Annotated in this window: 14 protein-coding genes; 5 read left to right on the top strand and 9 right to left on the bottom strand. The window is 62.3% G+C overall.

Features of this window, described 5'->3' with window-relative positions; all coding sequences use genetic code 11:
* Positions 1-461: 461 nt before the first annotated feature.
* Together C7I87_RS13415 and C7I87_RS13410 are read right to left on the bottom strand one after the other, a co-directional pair.
* Positions 462-1835: a PleD family two-component system response regulator gene (locus tag C7I87_RS13415; protein WP_149904677.1), complete on the bottom strand. Its 1374-nt coding sequence runs from the start codon at positions 1833-1835 to the stop codon at positions 462-464.
* A 33-nt stretch (positions 1836-1868) separates the two neighbouring features.
* Positions 1869-2282 carry a response regulator gene (locus C7I87_RS13410; protein ID WP_281409053.1) on the bottom strand — a complete coding sequence of 138 codons (414 nt, stop codon included), beginning with the start codon at positions 2280-2282 and terminating at the stop codon, positions 1869-1871.
* 201 nt (positions 2283-2483) lie between these two features.
* Between C7I87_RS13410 and C7I87_RS13405 the strand changes: the two genes are divergently transcribed.
* Both C7I87_RS13405 and C7I87_RS13400 read left to right on the top strand, forming a co-directional pair.
* Positions 2484-2783, top strand: a complete 300-nt coding sequence (locus C7I87_RS13405) for a DUF3572 domain-containing protein (protein ID WP_149904676.1) — start codon at positions 2484-2486, stop codon at positions 2781-2783.
* Positions 2780-3442, top strand: coding sequence for a hypothetical protein (locus tag C7I87_RS13400; RefSeq protein WP_149904675.1), 663 nt, complete (start codon positions 2780-2782; stop codon positions 3440-3442). Before C7I87_RS13405 ends, C7I87_RS13400 begins: the two co-directional genes overlap by 4 nt.
* A 57-nt stretch (positions 3443-3499) precedes the next feature.
* Here C7I87_RS13400 and C7I87_RS13395 read toward each other — a convergent pair whose 3' ends face one another.
* The 3 genes from C7I87_RS13395 to C7I87_RS13385 form a co-directional block, all read right to left on the bottom strand.
* Positions 3500-5047, bottom strand: coding sequence for a hypothetical protein (locus C7I87_RS13395; protein ID WP_246696277.1), 1548 nt, complete (start codon positions 5045-5047; stop codon positions 3500-3502).
* 176 nt (positions 5048-5223) lie between these two features.
* Positions 5224-6696: a hypothetical protein gene (locus tag C7I87_RS13390; RefSeq protein ID WP_149904673.1), complete on the bottom strand. Its 1473-nt coding sequence runs from the start codon at positions 6694-6696 to the stop codon at positions 5224-5226.
* 79 nt (positions 6697-6775) lie between these two features.
* The gene (locus tag C7I87_RS13385; RefSeq protein ID WP_149904672.1) at positions 6776-7351 is read right to left on the bottom strand and encodes a GNAT family N-acetyltransferase; all 576 of its coding nucleotides are present in this window, start codon (positions 7349-7351) and stop codon (positions 6776-6778) included.
* 65 nt (positions 7352-7416) lie between these two features.
* Between C7I87_RS13385 and C7I87_RS13380 the strand changes: the two genes are divergently transcribed.
* Positions 7417-8745, top strand: coding sequence for a DNA polymerase IV (locus C7I87_RS13380; protein ID WP_149904671.1), 1329 nt, complete (start codon positions 7417-7419; stop codon positions 8743-8745).
* Between the two features lie 6 nt (positions 8746-8751).
* Here C7I87_RS13380 and C7I87_RS13375 read toward each other — a convergent pair whose 3' ends face one another.
* The gene (locus tag C7I87_RS13375) at positions 8752-9255 is read right to left on the bottom strand and encodes a hypothetical protein (RefSeq protein WP_149904670.1); all 504 of its coding nucleotides are present in this window, start codon (positions 9253-9255) and stop codon (positions 8752-8754) included.
* A gap of 190 nt (positions 9256-9445) precedes the next feature.
* Here C7I87_RS13375 and C7I87_RS13370 point away from each other — a divergent pair, with 190 nt between their 5' ends.
* On the top strand, positions 9446-10327 hold the full coding sequence (locus tag C7I87_RS13370) for a DMT family transporter (protein ID WP_149904669.1): 882 nt from the start codon (positions 9446-9448) through the stop codon (positions 10325-10327).
* A 12-nt stretch (positions 10328-10339) separates the two neighbouring features.
* Here the strand turns inward: C7I87_RS13370 and C7I87_RS13365 are convergent, their stop codons facing one another.
* The 3 genes from C7I87_RS13365 to C7I87_RS13355 all read right to left on the bottom strand — a co-directional run bounded on the left by C7I87_RS13365 (position 10340) and on the right by C7I87_RS13355 (position 16855).
* On the bottom strand, positions 10340-11143 hold the full coding sequence (locus C7I87_RS13365) for a potassium channel family protein (RefSeq protein WP_149904668.1): 804 nt from the start codon (positions 11141-11143) through the stop codon (positions 10340-10342).
* Positions 11144-11207: 64 nt separating this feature from the next.
* The gene (gene dnaE / locus C7I87_RS13360; protein WP_149904667.1) at positions 11208-14735 is read right to left on the bottom strand and encodes a DNA polymerase III subunit alpha; all 3528 of its coding nucleotides are present in this window, start codon (positions 14733-14735) and stop codon (positions 11208-11210) included.
* A gap of 107 nt (positions 14736-14842) precedes the next feature.
* Complete coding sequence (locus C7I87_RS13355) at positions 14843-16855, bottom strand: acetyl-CoA carboxylase biotin carboxylase subunit (RefSeq protein ID WP_149904666.1); 2013 nt, start codon at positions 16853-16855, stop codon at positions 14843-14845.
* A gap of 250 nt (positions 16856-17105) precedes the next feature.
* On the opposite strand from C7I87_RS13355, the gene C7I87_RS13350 reads away from it, so the two are divergent.
* The coding region (locus C7I87_RS13350; protein ID WP_149904665.1) for an alcohol dehydrogenase catalytic domain-containing protein at positions 17106-18028 on the top strand (923 nt) is incomplete at its 3' end.

Here is an 18028-nt window from a genome sequence, read left to right as displayed (position 1 = left end):
ATAGCTTCTCTCCTTCCCCTTTTTGTACGGCAGTGAAAAGTTGCGGCGTTGCGAAGTAACGGCGCGCGAGGTGCAACGGAAGCCGTTACAAGCCAGGAAGCGTTCTTCAGATCCTGCCGCGCACAAAAAAGCCCCGGCACTTTCGGAGCTTGACGCAGATTCCTAATGTCATAGCGGACAAAGGGGGCCGGTCGGCGTTTGGCAGCGGTACGAGGAGGCCACTATGTGCCAGCGCCGGCCGGCCGACCCCACGGACCCAGGAGATGCGGCGGACCTGAGCATCATGGGGTATTTCTAGGGATCGAGCCGGCTATCTACCCTCGTGCCGGCTTCGTCTTGGCCTGCACATTTGCGCAAGAGCTTATAAAAATCAACAGTTTCTTAACCAAGGCTCGCGAATCGCTTGGATTAAGGTAAATGGGTAACCCTGTTGGGTTGACCCGATAATCGGGCCCGGACCGTCAGGCCGCCTTGGCGACGACGCGGTTGCGGCCGCCGCTCTTGGCTTCGTAGAGAGCGAGATCGGCGCGCTTCATCAGCGCCGCCGCCGTATCCACGCCTTTCAGCACCGATGACACGCCAACGCTGATGGTGACCTCGATCGTCTTGCCATCGGTACCGATGGCGAACGGCATCTGAGCGATTTCGGCACGGATGCGTTCGGCCACCTTCTCGGCCACGGTGCCGTCGGTGTCGGGCATCACCACCACGAACTCCTCGCCACCGAACCGGCAGGCAAGGTCGATACCCCTGACGTTCTTGCGCAGCCGCCGTGCGAATTCGCGCAGCACATCGTCGCCGCCGTCATGGCCGTGCGTGTCATTGATTGACTTGAAGCGGTCGAGATCGGTGATCATCACCGACAGCGGCCGTCGCCGCGCCACGGCGCGGTCGAACAGCGTCTGCAGGTGGCTGTCGAGATAGCGGCGGTTGTGCAGACCGGTCAGGCCGTCGGTCACGGCCATTTCGATGGTCTGCGTGACGCTGGCGCGCAATTGGTCGTTGTAGCGCTTGCGGCGCACCTGGGTGCGAAGCCGCGCTGTCAGTTCCTGCTGGTCGATCGGCCGCATCAGATAGTCGTTGATGCCAAGTTCGAGGCCACGGATGATGCGTTCCTCCTCGCCCTCCTCCGCCAGCAGGATGATCGGCACGAAACGGGTGCGGTCGAGCGAGCGCAGTTGCGAGCAGAGCCTGAGCGGATCGAAATCGGCGAAGGCCGTCGAGATCATCACGCATTCATAGGGCGTTTCGGCGGCCTGGAAGAATCCCGCATGCGGATCGCCGGTGACGTCGAGGTCGGCACGGTCGCGCAGCATCTTCTGGATGCGCTCGACCGACGATTTGCGCTCGTCGATCAGAAGCACTTTCGGCACCGTGTCCTCGGACGCGAAATTGCGGCTCAAAAGTTCTTCGATGCCGATGTTGCGTGTCGTCGAGGCGCGCAGCCGAAGCTCATCGGTCAGCGACTTAAGGCGCACAAGGCTCTTGACGCGCGTCATCAGTTGCAGGTCGTTGACCGGCTTGGTCAGGAAATCGTCGGCGCCAGCCTCCAGCCCGCGCACGCGGTCAGAGACCTGGTCGAGCGCGGTGATCATCACCACCGGGATGTGCGACGTCGCCGGATCGCTCTTCAGCCGCCGGCAGACCTCGAACCCATCCATCTCTGGCATCATCACGTCGAGCAGCACGACATCGACCTTGCCGTTCTCGCAGGTCTCGATCGCATCGGGCCCGTTGGTGGCGGTCAGCACCTCGAAATATTCGGCCAGCAGCCGGACCTCCAGCAGCCTCACATTGGCAGGGATGTCGTCTACGACGAGGATCCGCGCGGTCATTTCACAAGGCTCCGGCTCGGCTGGAAGGGCGCATCAGGCATCGCCCAGATAGGATTTGATGGTTTCGATGAAACGCGGCACCGAGATCGGCTTCGAAATATAGGCCTCGCAGCCGCCCTGGCGGATGCGTTCCTCGTCGCCTTTCATCGCGAAGGCGGTTACCGCTATGACCGGGATGACGTGCAAATCGTCGTCTTCCTTCAGCCACTTGGTCACTTCCAGCCCCGACACTTCGGGCAGTTGGATGTCCATGAGGATGAGGTCCGGCCGGTGCTGGCGCGCCAGGTCGAGCGCCTCCAGACCGTTGCGGGTGCGCACCGTCTCGTAACCGCTGGCTTCGATGAGGTCCCGAAAGAGCTTCATATTGAGCTCATTGTCCTCGACGATCATGACCTTCTTAGGCATCGACATCCCGTCCCGGCCTTCCTCCACTGGAGGTGCCGTCATGCGCTCTTTCCTTGAACGCACCAAACCCTGCTTCACTATACGGCAATATGATTGACGAAACGGAAACCCGGGGCCTGCAAAGCAGCACGAATTCCGCCTCGCCCCCGCGCGTCCAAAGGGCGCGCAACACTCTAATGGCTTGCCGCAAGCAACTCTTGCCATTACTGCGGGAGAGACTCATTCCACACACCGAAGGTAGTGATGGCAAACGCAGCGTCAATGCGCGAAGAGGCGGAAACCATTGCCGTGAAGGCATTGGGCTTCGTTGCCGCCGATCCCGAGCTTTTACCGCGCTTTCTGGCGGTCACGGGAATAGAGGCGCATTCGATCCGCCGGGCGGCCGGCGAGCCGGGTTTCCTGGCCGGCGTCCTGCAGTTCATTCTGGCCCACGAGCCGACTTTGATGCGCTTCGCCGAGGAAACCGGCACGCCACCAGCCGCTATCGGCAAGGCGTTGCGCGCCTTGCCGACTGGCGATGACAATCACGAGCGTTCCACATGAGCGATGATCCCGAAACCGCACGCCAGATCGAGGAGCTCGCGGCCGACGACCGGCCGCTGCTGGTGCTCGATGTCGACGATGTGGTGCTCGAATTCATCCGCCCGTTTCCGCATTTCCTCAAGGCGCGCGGCTACGGCCTGACACTGGCTTCCTTCCGACTGACCGGCAACATTGCCGAAACGGCCAGCGGTCGGCTGATCGAGCAATCCGAAGTCACGGCACTCCTGGGCGATTTCTTCGACGCGCAAGCCGATTGGCAGAGCATCACCGACGGAGCCGCGGAAGCCCTGACCGGGCTTGGGGACCGCGCGGAAATCATACTGCTGACGGCCATGCCGCACAGGCATCGCGCCGTGCGCCGGGCGCATCTCGACGCACTTGGGCTAGCCTATCCTCTGCTGACCACCGAAATGGCCAAGGGGCCGGCGGTGGCCAAGCTGCGCGGCAAGAGCGGCAGGCCGGTGGTCTTCGTCGACGACCAGCCAGCCAACCTGGCTTCGGTGCGGGAATCGGTCGCCGACGCAAATCTTTTCCACCTGATGGCCGACAATTCGCTGCGCGCGTTCCTGCCATCGGTCCCGGACGATGTCATCGTCGTCCAGGACTGGCACGAAGCATCGCCGAAGATCACTGGCGCGCTAGGACTTCAGTCGCTTTGACGCAATTCCAGGAAAACCGCTTCACGCTTTTCCTGGAATTGCTCGAGGACAGAACCCTCAAGGATTGAGTTTCGCCCCTGCCCCGCCGTTAGCGCTGCCGCCATTACCGCTGCCGCCGTTGTCATCGTCCGCGCCGTCACCGCCATCGACTTTGTCATCCGCCGCCGGATCAGCGGGCTTCAGCATGACGCCGTTGACGGTGACCGAGCCGTCGGCCTTGGTGTTGATAGCCCATTCCAGCTTGCCGTCCGGCAGCGTCTTGGCAAAACCCTTCGCCATGAGAGCGACGGGCACGTACTGCCCGACCTCCGGCTCCGCCTTCGCCGCTTCCTGCAGATGCTCCATGATCTTGTCGAAGCCGGCCACGTCGACGGTCAGATTTGCATCGGGTTTCTGGCCGAAGCTTGTCATCTCACCTTCCAGCGCAATCTCCATGTCCTTGTTCTTCACGGTGCTATGGCCAATGACGACCTTCGGCGCCTTGGCCAGGAAGTCGGCCTTGAGCTGGTCTCCGAACTCTGCTGAGAGCGGCGGATCCCGATTGAGATCAAAGGTTTCGATCGCCTTCTTCGCCATGCTGTCCAGATCGATGTTGGCGCCGCCGAAGTTCAGGTCGATATCGGTAGGCAGCAGTGCCACGCTCCAGCTCGGCAAGAGCTGCTGCGGCACGGTCAGCCCCGAAGCCTTGATGCCATAGCTGATCTTGCCGTTCTGGGCGACGCCGTCGGAACCGAACGTTATGCCGAGCTGGGTCGCGCCGAACGTGCCGATCGGGCTGTCGACCCCGAAATCCTTGAAGCCGTAGGTTCCGTCGATACGCTCCCACACCGGAAGTGCTGCAAGCAGAAGCGACTTGAGCTGCGCCTGGTTTGCCTTCAGCGTCTTTTCGTCCTCATTGGCCACGGCAAACGCCAGGAGATCGAGCAGCGGCTTGGTCTGCACGCCCTTGCCGCTGGCCTCCACAGAAAATTCCGGCGACTTCACGGTAACGGGAAAATTCAGCCCGCTCTCGGGATCATTGAATTTTATCGCTTCGACGAAGTTCGAAATCTTTTGCGTCGTCGTAAAATCCACGCCGCCATTGGCCGCCTTGGTCGCCGACAGGGTCGCGCTGCCGGCACCGGCGCTCGCATCCATCTGCTGCTTGGCGTCCTGCGACGACATCGTCATCCCGGCAATCGAGCTTGTGGCGCTAGTGAAGGCCGCCAGCTTGGGATCGTAGACGCCGCTGCCCTTGCCGTCCTTGATCGAAAACCGCGTGCTTTGCTTTCCCTCAGGGCCGTTGAACTCAAAGGAGGCGCTCTGTGAAAAGTCCATAGAGACATCCCAGGATCCGTCGCTGCGCGGCTTGACCAGCAGGGCGTAGGGCGCAAAGTCGAATTTCACCAGCTTCTGGTTGGGGAAGCTGCTGGCCAGCGCCTTGAAATCAAACACGATCCTGTAGGCGTCGCCTTCGGCCGAAACTTTCAGGATACCCTTGTCGAGCGCCTGTTTACCGACATAGCGCGACAGGTCATCGGACAATTGCTTGGCGCCCTGGCTGTCGACGGTCTGGCCGAAAGCAGGCGCGCTGAGCAGAAGCGCGGTAAAGGCAATTGGCAACATACGGTTCACGGGACTTCTCCGTTCGGTCGAAAGGCAAAATCGCTTCGTATCTCTGGTAGGGAAATACCATCACGACTGCAAGACGATGACAGTAGGGCAATCGGCTTCAACCGCGGCCGCATTTGGCGCGGCGGAGGGGTCGTCGACCAGCCGCACAATCTGGCACCGCTGCAGAATCAAGGATTCAGTTTCGCCCCGCCCCCACCGCTATCGTCCACAGCCGGATCGGCCGGCTTCAACATGGCGCCATTGACCACCACGGAGCCGTCGGGCTTGGCATTGATGACCCACTCCATCCTGCCGTCCGGCAACGTCTTGGCAAATCCTTTGACGGCCAATGCGAATGGGAAATATTGTGCCGCTTCTGGTTCGGTTTTGGCCGCCGTCTGCAGGGCCGCAACGATCTTGTCGTAGCCCGCGACGTCGATGGTCATGGTTGCATCTGGCTTCTGGCCGGGGAAGGTCATCTCGCCCTCCATCGCGATCTCCGTGCCGCCATTCCTGAAGACGCTGCGGCCGACGATGAATTTCGGTGTGTTGGCCATGAAGTCGTTCTTGATCTGATCGCGGAATCCCGCCGGCAGCGGCGGGTTCTTGCCGAGATCGAATGTCTCGATCGTCTTTCTGGCCATGCTGTCGAGGTCAATGTTGGACCCGCCGAATTTCAGATCAAGCTCGGTGGGAAGTATTGCGGCGATCCAGCCGGGTATGACCTCGGGGAAGGTCAAGCCAGAGGCTTTGATTGCGTAATCGAGCTTACCATTCTGGGCGACGCCATCGGCCGCGAATGCGGTGCTCAGTTGCGCCGCGCCCCAATTGCCCGCGTATGTATCAAAGGCAACGTTCTTGAACGAATAGGTTCCGGCCAACTGATCCCAGAGCGGCAGCGCGGCGAGCAGAAGTGCTTTGAGCTCCGCCTGGTCGGCTTTCAGCCGCGCCTCATCTTCATGGGCTACGGCGAACGCCAACAGGTCCAGGAACGGCCTTGTCCGTATTGCTTTGGCGGTTACGTCCACGACGAGGTCCGAAGCTTTGATCGCTCCAACGGCCCGGTCGTCGATTTTAACCGTTTCGACCAAGTCGGCTATCGCCCGCGTCACCTTGAGGTCGACACCACCGTTCGCTGACTTGCTGGCGCCGAACTTGGAAGTGCTCGAGCCGATGCCGAGTTCCGTTACTTGCCTGGGCATGCGCGACGTCATCGTCATGCCTGCTATCGAACTGTCGCCCTTGGTAAATGCCGCCAGCTCAGGATCGTAGACACCCGTGAACTTGCCATCCTTGATGACGATCCGCGCGCTTGTCTGACCATTCGGGCCATCTATCTGGATTGACCCGCTGGTCGAAAAATCCGAGGACACGTCCCAGCCACCGTCGCCGCGCGGTTTGACCAGCAGCGTGTAAGGCGGGAAATCGAACTTCGGCGGATCCTGTTTCGGCAAGCCGGCTGCGATCGCCTTCAAATCGAAGGTAATCTTGTAGGCATCGCCTACGGCCGAAACCTTCAAAATACCTCCGCTGAGCACTTGCTTCCCGACATAGCGCGACAGATTATCGGAAAGCTGCTTTGCGCCCCGATTGTCGACGGTCTGCCCCCAGGCGGGCGCAACCAGGGCAAAACCAAGAACAGCTGGCAGAACACGCTTCACTTTAGTCCCCCTTATTTCCGGATGAGTAAAATCGCTTTGCTCTAGAAATACTGTGTTGCAATCGCAAGCTGAAGTTCCCTTACAACACCAGCCGCATCAGCGGTCGGCCGGCCTTGCGTTCCACAAGCCTCTCGAACCCGGCCTTCTCGAAGACCCCAGATGAGCCGACAAACAGGCCGATCGAACGCGAATCGCGCGACAGGTCGATCGGACAGGCCTCGATAAGCCGTGCCCCGTTCCTGCGCGCGAAATCGATGCCGCCTTCGACGAGCCTATGCGTGATGCCCCTGCCGCGTGCCTTGGCACGGATAAAAAAGCAGGAGATCGCCCAGACGGCCGGATCGGAAGCGTCGGCGGGATCGATCGGCGCCGAGCCCCGGCCCTTGTTGTTCCACTCGGGCACGTCGGCGCGTGGCCCGATCTGCATCCAGCCAACCGCCTTGCCGTCCTCGAAAGCCAGCAGGCCGGGCGGCGGACCGGCTTCGATGCGCGCCTTGATGTGATCCTTGTTGCGTTCACGGCTGCTTTCGCGCCGCGCCGCCGGCGCCAGCCTGAAATGCGTGCACCAGCAGCCGTAGCAGGCGCCCTGCTTGCCGAAAAGGTCCTCGAAATCAGGCCAGAGCTCCGGCGCCAGCGGCACTATGGTCGTGCTCATGCGTTCTCCCCAGGCCAAGCTTGTCGCTAGCCCTGCACTGTCGTACCATTGCATCTGTTCTCTTTATGTTCGCAGCGATGGCGGCTCCTGTCAACAATCCCGATCACGGTTTTTGTCGTGACTGCCTGACGTTTCAGCGCGGTGAAACGCTCCGCTGCGAACGTTGCGGCAGCCCTCGCCTTGCCCGCCATCCCGAGCTTTACCGGCTGCACCTCGCCCATATCGATTGCGATGCCTTCTACGCGGCCATCGAAAAGCGTGACAACCCGGCGCTCAAGGACAAGCCGTTGATCATCGGCGGCGGCAAGCGCGGGGTCGTCTCCACCGCCTGCTACATCGCGCGCATCCGCGGCGTGCGCTCCGCCATGCCGATGTTCAAGGCGCTCGAGGCCTGCCCCGAGGCGGTCGTGATCGCGCCCAACATGGAAAAATACGTGGCCGTCGGCCGCGAGGTGCGCGCCATGATGCAGGCGTTGACGCCGCTGGTCGAGCCGCTGTCGATCGACGAGGCATTTCTCGACCTCGCCGGCACCGAGCGGCTGCATGGTCTGCCGCCGGCAGTGGTGCTGGCGCGCTTCGCGCTGGCGGTGGAGAAGGAAATCGGCATCACTGTTTCGGCCGGCCTGTCCTATTGCAAGTTTCTCGCCAAGATAGCGTCCGACTTCCGCAAACCGCGCGGCTATTCCGTCATTGGCGAGGCCGAGGCGGTCGGCTTTCTGGCAACGCAGCCGGTGACGATGATCTGGGGTGTCGGCAAGGCGTTCAACGCCACGCTCGAACAGGATGGCATCCGCACAATCGGCCAGCTTCAGAAGATGGAGCGCGGCGACCTGATGCGCCGCTATGGGGTGATGGGCGAACGGCTCTACCGGCTTTCGCGCGGCGAGGATGTCCGCCGCGTCGATCCTGACCAGGACGCCAAGAGCATATCGGCCGAAACCACTTTCGACACCGACATCGCGTCGCTGGACGAGCTTGTCTCGGTGCTGAGAGGCCTTTCGGAAAAGGTCTCGGCGCGGCTGAAAAAGTCAGGCATTGCCGGGCGCACCGTGGTGCTGAAGCTGAAAACCCAGGATTTCAAGCTACGCACGCGCAACCGCCAGCTCGGCGACCCCACCCGGCTCGCGGACCGCATCTTTTCAACCGGCGTGGAGCTTCTTCGCAAGGAGACGGACGGAACGAAATTTCGATTGCTGGGCATCGGCGTCAGCGATCTCTCCGACGACGACAAGGCCGACCCGCCCGACCTGGTCGATGTCCAGTCGCGCAAGCGCGCCATTGCCGAAGGCGCCATCGATGAGTTGCGCGACAAGTTCGGCCGCAAGGCGGTAGAAACTGGCTACACCTTCGGCAGGGGTCGCGACGCCCATCCGCCCGAGCCCCTTGAAGATTGAGGCCGATCAGCTGCGTCGAAGATCGATGCGGCTGGTCACCACGTTTTTGCCGGTCTTGGGATCACGGTCGACTACGGTCAAAACAATGCCGTCGGCCCCGTTTTTCTGCACGGTAAGCTGCGCCGCGCGGTCGCCATTGACCTCCTTGGCCCAGCGGATGGCGAGGTTTATCGCATTGCCTGAACGGCGTCCGTTCAGCTGCGCCGGTCCGGTGCGTGATCCCACATAGACGCCGCTGTATTTTCCGCCGGTGACCTTCAGACGAGCGCTGATAGCGCGCGTCACCAGGATCAGGCCGCGGCAGTTGCCGTCGAGCGACAGCGAGGACGATGTCGCATCCGATTTGAACGTGCAGGAAACGCTGACCGTTGGCGCCTGCGTCGTCACCTGAACGGTTCCCTTGCCGGCGAAATTGCCCTGGAAGGACTGGAGAAACTTGCTGTCGTCCGCATGCGCGGCAGTGGCCGCCACGAGCAGGCATCCAGCAAGCACGAACCGCGTGAGTGACATCGAAGGTCTCCTTGTGATGGGTGAAACGGCAATCGGTGATGCTCAGGCGGGTACCGCGACTCAACGCACCTTGCCATGTCAGGTTCCCCCCGCGACAAGACTGTTGCAAACTTCGCGCCGGTATCTCTGGCCCACTCAAATGGGGCAGCTAGTGGTTGCGGCAAAAACCCCGGCTTGCGACATAGCGGACATGGCACCTACCCCTTCGATCCCCAAGGCCGCGTTCTGGATGACGCTGTCGATCACGTCGTTCCTGGCGATGTCGGTCGCGGGCCGTGCCACCACGGCCGAACTCAACGTCTTCCAGGTGCTGGAATTGCGCTCGGTGATCGGATTCCTCATCCTCTTGCCGCTAGTGTTTGCGAGCGGCGGATTTGCGGCGATGCGCACGCGACGTCCCCTCGCCCATATCGCCCGAAACGTCATCCACTATACCGGGCAGGCGGCATGGCTCTACGCATTGACCTTGATTCCGCTGGCCGTGCTGATCTCGATCGAATTCACCACGCCGATCTGGACAGCTATCCTGGCGGTGACTTTTCTTGGTGAAAAGCTGTCCCGGCCAAAGCTTGCCGCGATCGTGCTGGGCCTGATCGGCGTGGTGGTCATCGTTCGCCCCGGTGTGGGCTCGGTCGATCCGGGCCATCTCGTCGTGCTCGGCGCCGCGGTCTGCTTCGGCATCTCGGTGGTCATGGTCAAGTCGCTGACGCGGACGGACAGCGTCGTGCGCATCATCTTCTGGATGCTGATCATCCAGTCGGTGGTCGGCCTCGTTCCAGCCCTTTACGAGTGGCGCAACCCGCCGCTGGAACTGTGGCCGTGGATCGTGCTGATTGCCTTCTCCGGCATGTCGTCGCATTTCTGCATGGCCCGGGCGCTTGGCTACGCCGACGCCACCGTCATTTCGCCGATGGATTTCCTGCGCGTGCCGTTGTCGGCTCTGATCGGCTGGCTGCTTTACAGCGAGCAGATCGACGCTTTCACCGCCGGCGGCGCGTTGCTCATCCTGATGGGCAACCTGCTCAATCTTCAGCGGAAACCGGCAAGGCCGGCGGAAGTGGCCGCTTCGTAACCCCGCCGCCGATCAGTCGCCCTCGTTCGGTATGTTCAGAACCTGACCGCAGGCCTTGCAATGCACGGCGTCCGGCTCGTGCCGCCGCAGTCCGCATTGCGGACAGGGGAAGAACACCTTGGCCGGCCGAAAGATCGCCTGCGCCAGCCTGACGAACAGCGATATACCGATGATCATGGTCACGATCGCCGTCAGCTTGCCGGCGATGCCCGGCAGCACGATGTCGCCGAAGCCGGTAGTCGTCACGGTCGCGACGGTGAAGTAAAGCGCATCGATATAGTTTTCCAGTCCAGCTCCATTGCGGAAAAAGAACGTGTAGACGAAGCCCGTGATGACGAAGAGAAACGTCAACAGGTTGATGACAGCGTGGCTTGCCTCGCGCCATGGTCTCAGGCCGCGCATCTCGAAATGTCGCCAGATCGAACCGCTGCGCGACAGCGACCACAGCCGCAGAATGCGCAGAAAGGCGAGATTTGCGAGCGCCGTCGGCATCAACAGCGTCAGAAGGATGAAGGCATCCACCCAGAAGGTCGGTTGCTTCATCAGGCGCAGCATGTCGTTCGACGCCAGCAGCCTGGCACCCAGATCGGCGACGACCAGGGCCGCTACCGCATAATCCAGCCACAGGAACGAGGCCGACTGCTGGATGACCGGTGTGGCGATGAAGAAGGCGATAATGGCGAGGTCGATGATGACAGCCACGAGTTGGAACCGGAACGCGGCGGGCGAGCACCCATGGTAGAGCCTGTGCAGCGTGTCGCGCAGTCGCGCCATCGCGGAGAGACCTTGCGGTGCCCTGCTGTCAGTGCCTTTCATGCGGATTGCGACGGCGTGAACTGCGGATGCTTTCCCGCGGGTAGCCGCCTGGCAAGCGCGCAGATCACACCAGTTCCACTTCGACCACGCCGGGTACGGCGCGCATTGCCGAGGCGATCTGCGGCGAGACACGGTAGCCGCCATTCAGGGCAATCTCGACCTCGCCCTGCGCCTCGTCCTTGATCACGATGATGCTCACCTGGCTTTCACCGCGCTGAGTAAGCTGGGATTGGATCATCGAGGCAGGCCCATCGTTCCTGACAAAAATGCGCAGCGCCTTCTGGATGCGGCTTGCCTCGTCCTCCAGCGATTGCACGGAGTTGATGCGCAGGTTGACGCCCTCGGGCCTGTCCTCCGCCGCGACGGTGATGACGACGGAGCGGCCGGCTTCGAGGAGATCGCGGTACTGAGCCAATCCTTCTGAAAACAACACGGCCTCGTACTGGCCGGAAGTATCGGAAAAGGCCACCACGCCCATCTTGTTGCCGGTGCGTGTCTTGCGCTCCTGCTTGCTGGTAACGGTGCCGGCAAGCCGACCGGCGGAAGCGCCACGCTTGACGGCAGCGGAGAACTCCGCCCAGTTCTGTACCCGCATCTTCTGCAGCGCCGCCTTGTACTCGTCGAGCGGATGCGCCGAGAGATAGAAGCCGACGACCTGGAATTCGCGATGCAGCCGGTCGGCGGCGAGCCACGGATCGGTCGCCGGCAGATTGAGCGCCTGCGACTGGGCGCCGAGCGAGGCGCCGAAAATATCGGCCTGGCCCGAAACGGCGTTCTGCTGGGCGAGCGACGCCAGCCCCATCATCCGTTCGACGCCAGCCATCATCTGGGCGCGATCATGGCCGAAGCAGTCGAGCGCGCCGGCCATGATCAGGCTTTCGAAAACCCGCTTGCCGACGATCTTCGGGTCGACCCTCTCGCAGAAGTCGGCCAGGCTCGTGAACGGCTTTTCGCCGCGAACGGCGACGATGTGCTCCACCGCCGCATCGCCGACGCCCTTCAGGGCGGCCATGGAATAATAGATTCGGTTCTCGCCGACCTCGAAGGGACGGAAGCTGGTCATCACCGACGGCGCCAGGACCTCGATGCCGAGGCGCAGCGCATCCTGGCGAAAGTCGGCGAGCTTGTCGGTGTTGCCCATGTCGAGCGTCATCGACGCCGCCAGGAACTCGACCGGATAATGCGCCTTGAGATACGCGGTCTGGTAGGAAACGACGGCGTAGGCGGCGGCGTGCGACTTGTTGAAACCATAGTCGGCGAACTTGGCCAGCAAGTCGAAAATGAAGTCGGCTTGTGGCTTTGCGACGCCGCGTTCGACCGCGCCGGAGACGAAGCGTTCGCGCTGCTTGTCCATCTCGGCGCGGATCTTCTTGCCCATGGCGCGGCGCAGAAGGTCGGCTTCGCCGAGCGAATAGCCGGACAGCTCCTGCGCGATCTGCATCACCTGTTCCTGGTAGACGATGACGCCTTGAGTCTCCTTCACCAGATGGTCGATCTTGGGATGGATCGAGGCCATCTCCTCCTCGCCGTGCTTTCTGGCGTTGTAGGTCGGGATGTTCTCCATCGGGCCTGGCCGATAGAGAGCCACCAGCGCAATGATGTCCTCAATGCAGTCGGGCCGCATGCCGATCAGCGCCTTGCGCATGCCGGCACTTTCCACCTGGAACACGCCAACCACCTCGCCGCGCGACAGCATGGCGTAGGTGTCGGGATCGTCGAGCGGGATCGTCGCCAGATCGATGTCGATGCCACGGCGACGGATCAGCTTCACCGCCGTCTCCAGAACCGTCAGCGTCTTCAGGCCGAGGAAGTCGAACTTCACCAGCCCGGCCTGCTCGACATATTTCATGTTGAACTGGGTGACAGGCATGTCCGAGCGCGGATCCCGGTACATCGGCACCAGTTCCGACAAAGGTCTGTCGCCGATGACGATGCCGGCGGCGTGTGTCGAGGCGTGGCGATAGAGGCCCTCCAGCTTCTGCGCCATATCGAGCAACGTCTGGACGATCGGTTCCTTCTCCGCCTCCTCGGCGAAGCGCGGCTCGTTGGCGATGGCGTCGGCGAGCTTGACCGGATTGGCCGGGTTCTGCGGCACCATCTTCGACAGCTTGTCGACCTGGCCGTACGGCATCTGCAGAACACGGCCGACGTCGCGCAGCACGGCGCGCGCCTGCAGCGTACCGAAAGTGATGATCTGGCCGACCTGGTCGCGGCCGTATTTCTGCTGGACGTAGCGGATCACCTCTTCACGGCGATCCTGGCAGAAGTCGATGTCGAAGTCGGGCATCGACACGCGGTCCGGATTGAGGAAGCGCTCGAACAGCAGCGAGAAGCGCAGCGGATCGATGTCGGTGATGGTGGTGGAATAAGCGACCAGTGAACCGGCGCCCGAACCACGCCCCGGCCCGACCGGAATGCCTTGCGCCTTCGCCCATTTGATGAAGTCGGCGACGATCAGGAAGTAGCCGGGGAACTTCATCTTCTCGATGATGCCAAGCTCGAATTCGAGCCGCTCACGATATTGCTCGACCGTGTAGCCCGGGGTCGGTCCGTGCAAGGCGAGCCGTGCGTCGAGCCCCTCGCGCGCCTGACGGGCTAGTTCCTCGGCCTCGGCCTTTTCGGCCGCGTCCTTGTCGGAGGCATCGCCGCCCGTAAAACGCGGCAGGATCGGGCTGCGGGTTTTTGGATAGTAGGAGCAGCGCAGTGCGATCTCGACCGTGTTGTCGATGGCTTCCGGCAGGTCGGCGAACAGCTGCGCCATGTCGGCCTGGCTGCGCAGGAAATTGTCCGGCGACAGCCGGCGGCGGGTGTCGACGGCGACGACCGAACCCTCCGCGATGGCGATCAACGCATCGTGCGCCTCATACTCGTCGCGCGACGAGAAGAAGGCCTCGTTGGTGGCAACAAGCGGAAGCTCGTGGCCATAGGCGAGATCGATCGAGTATTTCTCGATCATGCGATCATAACCCGAAACCCGGTCCAGCTCGACATAGAGACGGTCGCCGAACATCGCCTTTAGCGTGAGCAGGCGTGCCTCGGCCAGATCGCGGCGATCTTCCTTCAGGGCTATGCCGATCGGACCGCGCGGCCCGCCACTGAGGCAAATCAAGCCGTCACATTGGCCGTCCATCATTTCGGTGGTCAGGTGCACCGCTTCGCCGGGCGGTGTCTCGAGATAAACGCGGCTAACCAGCCGGACCAGATTGGAATAGCCGGCTTCGGTGGCCGCAATCAGCACGACCGGCCGCATATCGGGACCTTGCCGACGGCGGTCGCGCTGGCCGTCGCTGTTTTCGCCGGAGAAAGCGAGCGCGATCTGGCAGCCGATGATCGGCTGGATGCCGTCCTTCACCGCCTTCTGAGCGAACTCCAAGGCGCCAAACAGATTGTTGGTGTCGGTGACGGCGATGGCCGGCGCTTCGTCCTTGACGGCATGACCAACGATCTTGCCGAGCTGAAGCGCGCCCTCGAGCAGCGAATAGGCCGAATGCACGCGAAGATGGACGAACGGCCGCGCCGGCACCTCCGGCCGCGCGGCCGCGATCGCGGCCTCGCGCTTCAGGGGATCGCGTGGAAGTCTGTCATCCGCCATGGTTTCTCGCGCTGCCGAAGGTCTTTGAGTCGATGGAAATGTATTGTCCGGGACCCGGCGATACCAGTCCAGCACAAACGACTACTGACCACAGGCTTCCAGCCCGCTCAGGCGAATTCCATGATCACAGCGTCGACAGCCAGGCTATCGCCAGGCTTGGCGTTGAGTTTCGCCACGACGAGGTCGCGCTCGGCGCGCAGTACGTTTTCCATCTTCATCGCCTCGACCACGGCCAAGGTCTCGCCGGCCTTGACCTCCTGGCCTTCGGCAACGGCAATGGACACGACAAGCCCGGGCATCGGGCAGAGCAGCAGCTTCGAGGTGTCCGGCGCCACCTTCGCCGGCATCAGCCTTTCCAATTCGGCGGTGCGCGGCAACATGGCGCGCGCGGTCACCGACATGCCTTTCCAGGCGATGCGGAGGCCGTTGGCGACAGGCCGTATCTGGGCCGCAACCCTGCGCTTGCCTACCATGCCGCGCCAGATGAGGTCACCCGGCCGCCAATCGGACGAAACGGTCAGCGCCTTGCCACCATCGATGGACAGGTCGATCTCCATCGGAATGGAGATCATGCCTCCGAGGATGGACGCCAGCAGGTAGTCTTCGCCGATCTTCACCACCCAATCGCGCTTGAGCGCTCCCGAATGCGGCGCCAGCCGCCCGCCCAGCCGGTCGAGACGGTCGCGGCGCAGCAGTTCCACCGCGGTGACGATCGATGCCAGCACGGCCCTTTCCTCGCTGTTCGGCACGACGGGGGCAAAACCGTCGGGATATTCCTCCGCGATGAAGCCAGTCGATATCGCCCCTTCCCGCCAGCGTGGATGCTGCATCAGCGCCGCCAGGAACGGGATATTGTGCTCGATGCCGTCGACGACAAAGCTGTCGAGCGCTTCCGACATGGCGTCTATTGCCTCAAGCCGTGTCGGCGCCCAGGTGCACAGCTTGGCCAGCATCGGATCGTAGAACATCGAGATTTCCGAGCCTTCGGTGACACCGGTGTCGTTACGAATGACGATGTCGCCGAACTGTCCTTCCTCCGGCGGCCGGTAGCGCGTCAGCCGGCCGATCGACGGCAGGAAATTGCGGTACGGATCCTCGGCGTAGAGCCGGCTTTCAACCGCCCAGCCGTTCAGCTTCACGTCGCTCTGCTTGATGGCGAGTTTCTCGCCGGCGGCGACGCGGATCATCTGCTCGACCAGGTCGATGCCGGTGACAAGCTCCGTCACCGGATGCTCGACCTGCAATCGTGTATTCATTTCAAGGAAATAGAAGTTCTTGTCCTTGTCGACGATGAATTCGACCGTGCCGGCGCTCTGGTAGTCGACGGCCTTGGCCAGCGCCACCGATTGCTCGCCCATCGCCTTGCGCGTCTTGGCGTCGAGGAATGGCGACGGCGCCTCTTCCGCCACCTTCTGGTTGCGGCGCTGGATCGAGCATTCGCGTTCGCCGAGATAGAGCGCGTTGCCGTGCGCGTCGGCCAACACCTGGATCTCGATATGGCGCGGGTCGACAACGAACTTTTCGATGAAGACGCGGTCGTCGCCGAACGAGCTTTTCGCCTCCGAGCGCGCCCGGTCGAACCCGTCGCGCACTTCCGACTGGTCCCAGGCGATGCGCATGCCCTTGCCGCCGCCGCCGGCCGAAGCCTTGATCATCACGGGGTAGCCGATTTCGCCGGCGATCTTCTCCGCATGGTCGGCATTCTCGATGACGCCGAGCCAACCCGGAACCGTCGACACTTTGGCGGCGTTGGCGAATTTCTTCGATTCGATCTTGTCGCCCATCGCCTTGATCGCCTTGGGCTTCGGGCCGATGAAGACGATGCCTTCCGCTTCCAGTGCTTCACAGAACGCGGCCCGCTCGGACAGGAACCCATAACCGGGATGCACGGCCTGGGCGCCGCTCGCCTTGCAGGCAGCGATGATCTTTTCGGGGACGAGATAGCTCTGCGCGGCGGGTGACGGGCCGATATGCACCGCCTCGTCGGCCATCTCGACATGCACGGCATCGCGATCGGCATCGGAATAGACCGCGACCGTGGCAATGCCCATCTTGCGCGCCGTCCTGATGACACGGCAGGCGATCTCGCCACGGTTGGCGATCAGAATCTTGGTGAACATGCGGACAGAATTCCCCTCCGGCAGACGGCTCAGTTCTATGGACTATGTCGCCAGGTCTCAAGTGCCGCAGTGGACGAGATGAAGGGCGCCCCTGCCGACGTACCGTCGCGCTCTCTGCCGAGCCGGGGCTGATTGTCGAGCGGTGTGCTATCTGCGCCAACAAAGCCGCGATTTCGTCTCATCTGACTGTTGAAGAGCGGGCCAAAACCTGAAAGCCTGAGCTAAAAATCGCCTTTGGAGGAATTGCCCGATGAAAACCCGCGCCGCTGTCGCTGTCGCTGCCGGAAAGCCGCTGGAGATCATGGAGGTCGACCTCGAGGGACCGCGCGACGGCGAGGTGCTTGTCGAGATCAAGGCGACCGGCATCTGCCATACCGACGAATTCACGCTGTCGGGCGCCGATCCCGAAGGGTTGTTTCCCGCCATTCTCGGCCATGAGGGCGCCGGCGTAGTGGTCGATGTCGGCAAGGGTGTCACCTCGGTCAAGAAGGGCGACCACGTCATCCCACTCTATACGCCCGAATGCCGGCAGTGCCCGTCCTGCCTGTCGAGAAAGACCAATTTGTGTACCGCCATCCGCGCGACACAAGGCCAAGGGTTGATGCCCGACGGCTCGTCGCGCTTCTCGATCGGCAAGGACAAGATCTTTCATTACATGGGCTGCTCGACCTTCTCCAACTTCACCGTGCTGCCCGAGATCGCGGTCGCCAAGGTCAACCCCGACGCCCCCTTCGACAAGATCTGCTACATCGGCTGCGGCGTCACCACCGGCATCGGTGCCGTCATCAACACCGCCAAGGTCGAGCAAGGCGCGACCGCGGTCGTCTTCGGCCTCGGCGGCATCGGCCTCAACGTCATCCAGGGCCTGAAGCTTGCCGGCGCCGACATGATCATCGGTGTCGATTTGAACAACGACAAGAAGGAATGGGGCGAGCGCTTCGGGATGACGCATTTCGTCAACCCCAAGGAGATCGAGGGCGACATCGTCCCCCACCTCGTCAACATGACCAAACGCGGTGCCGACCAGATCGGCGGCGCCGACTACACATTCGACTGCACCGGCAACACCAAGGTGATGCGCCAGGCGCTGGAAGCCTCGCATCGCGGCTGGGGCAAGTCGGTCGTCATCGGCGTCGCCGGCGCCGGCCAGGAGATTTCGACCAGGCCGTTCCA

Source organism: Mesorhizobium sp. SARCC-RB16n, assembly GCF_008520305.1.
In the GTDB taxonomy this organism is placed as follows: domain Bacteria; phylum Pseudomonadota; class Alphaproteobacteria; order Rhizobiales; family Rhizobiaceae; genus Mesorhizobium.
The sequence above is the reverse complement of the archived record's forward strand: the minus strand, read 5'-3'. Positions and strand labels throughout refer to the sequence as shown.